Below are 1,334 nucleotides of genomic sequence, written 5' to 3'. Positions count from 1 at the left end.
CGATGCTGACCGACCACCTGACCTTCATGCTGGATGCCGGCCCAACCGACCTGAGCCGGTTGGCGGAGCATCTGCCGCATGCCTGGATCGAGCAAGCCGTCGAAGCGACCGGCACGGCGAGCATTCGTCGCCGTCGTTTGCCCGCCGAACAGGTGGTTTGGCTGGTGATTGCGCTGGCGATCTATCGCCATTGGTCGGTCAGCGAAGTGGTGGACAGCCTGGAACTGGTGCTGCCCAACGAGGCTACCTTCGTCAGCAAGAGCGCCGTTACCCAAGCCCGGCAGCGCCTGGGCCAAGCCCCGATAGCTTGGTTGTTCGAGCAAACCGCGCAGGCGTGGTGCAAACAGGACGCTGCTCGCCATGGATTCAAAGGCCTCAGTCTATGGGCCATGGATGGCACCACGCTACGCACGCCGGACAGTGCCGCGAATCGGGAACATTTCGGGGCCCAAAGCTACGCCAGCGGTAAGGTGGCCAGCTACCCGCAGGTGCGTGCCGTCACGCTGACCTCGATCCCGACGCATCTGGTGGCGAACATCGCGTTTGGCCGCTACGACACCAACGAGATGATCTACGCCAAGAATCTGCTGGCGCAGATTCCCGACCATTCGCTCACGGTCTTCGACAAAGGCTTCCTGGCAGCCGAGATCCTGTGCGGCTTGAGCTCGGGCGAACGCAATCGCCACTTCCTCATTCCGGCAAAGTCCAATACGCGTTGGGAGGTGCTGTCCGGCAAACCGGAGGATGCACTGGTGCGCATGCGCGTGTCGCCTCAGGCTCGGCAGAAATGCCCCGATCTGCCGGAGTGGTGGACGGCGCGAGCGATCCGCACTCAGGATGCACGGGGGCGCGAGCGCGTACTGCTGACGTCCTTGACCGATCGGCGCCGCTTCAAGTTGGCCGACCTGGTTGCTTGCTACGAGCGGCGCTGGCAGATTGAAACCAGCTACCGCGAACTGAAGCAGTCCATGCTGGGTAGCGAACTGACACTACGCAGCCGAACCGTCGAGGGTATCTATCAGGAGATTTGGGGCGCCTTGATCGCCTACAACCTGATTCGTCGAGAAATGGCCTGCGCGGCCTTTGAAGCCAAGTGCGAACCGACCGAACTGAGCTTCGTTCGCTCGTTCCATCTGATCCAGCACGAGATGATGTGGGCTGCGCGCACACCTGCCTTCGCCAAGCTGCCCGCCGTCCTCAAGCGACTTCGCGAGCACCTCAAGCTGCTCATCAATGTAAAACGGCCCGATCGCAAATGCGATCGGGCCGTCAAGTCCCGTCCTGCTCGTTATGCTGTCCGGTTCCTCAGAAAGAACCTTAACTGAACGGCATTA

Annotated in this window: 1 protein-coding gene; it reads left to right on the top strand. The window is 61.5% G+C overall.

Features of this window, described 5'->3' with window-relative positions; translation table 11 throughout:
• Positions 1 to 2: 2 nt before the first annotated feature.
• On the top strand, positions 3 to 1,325 hold the full coding sequence (locus tag J8I35_RS34355) for an IS4 family transposase (protein WP_209929391.1): 1,323 nt from the start codon (positions 3 to 5) through the stop codon (positions 1,323 to 1,325).
• Positions 1,326 to 1,334: the final 9 nt, after the last annotated feature.

The organism is Burkholderia sp. CpTa8-5 (assembly GCF_017815045.1).
Taxonomy (GTDB): domain Bacteria; phylum Pseudomonadota; class Gammaproteobacteria; order Burkholderiales; family Burkholderiaceae; genus Burkholderia; species Burkholderia sola.
The sequence above is the reverse complement of the archived record's forward strand: the minus strand, read 5'-3'. Positions and strand labels throughout refer to the sequence as shown.

Excerpts from the sequence above, each read along its gene's own strand:
- J8I35_RS34355 (WP_209929391.1), top strand. The coding sequence starts at position 3 with ATGCTGACCGACCACCTGACCTTCATGCTGGATGCCGGCCCAACCGAC.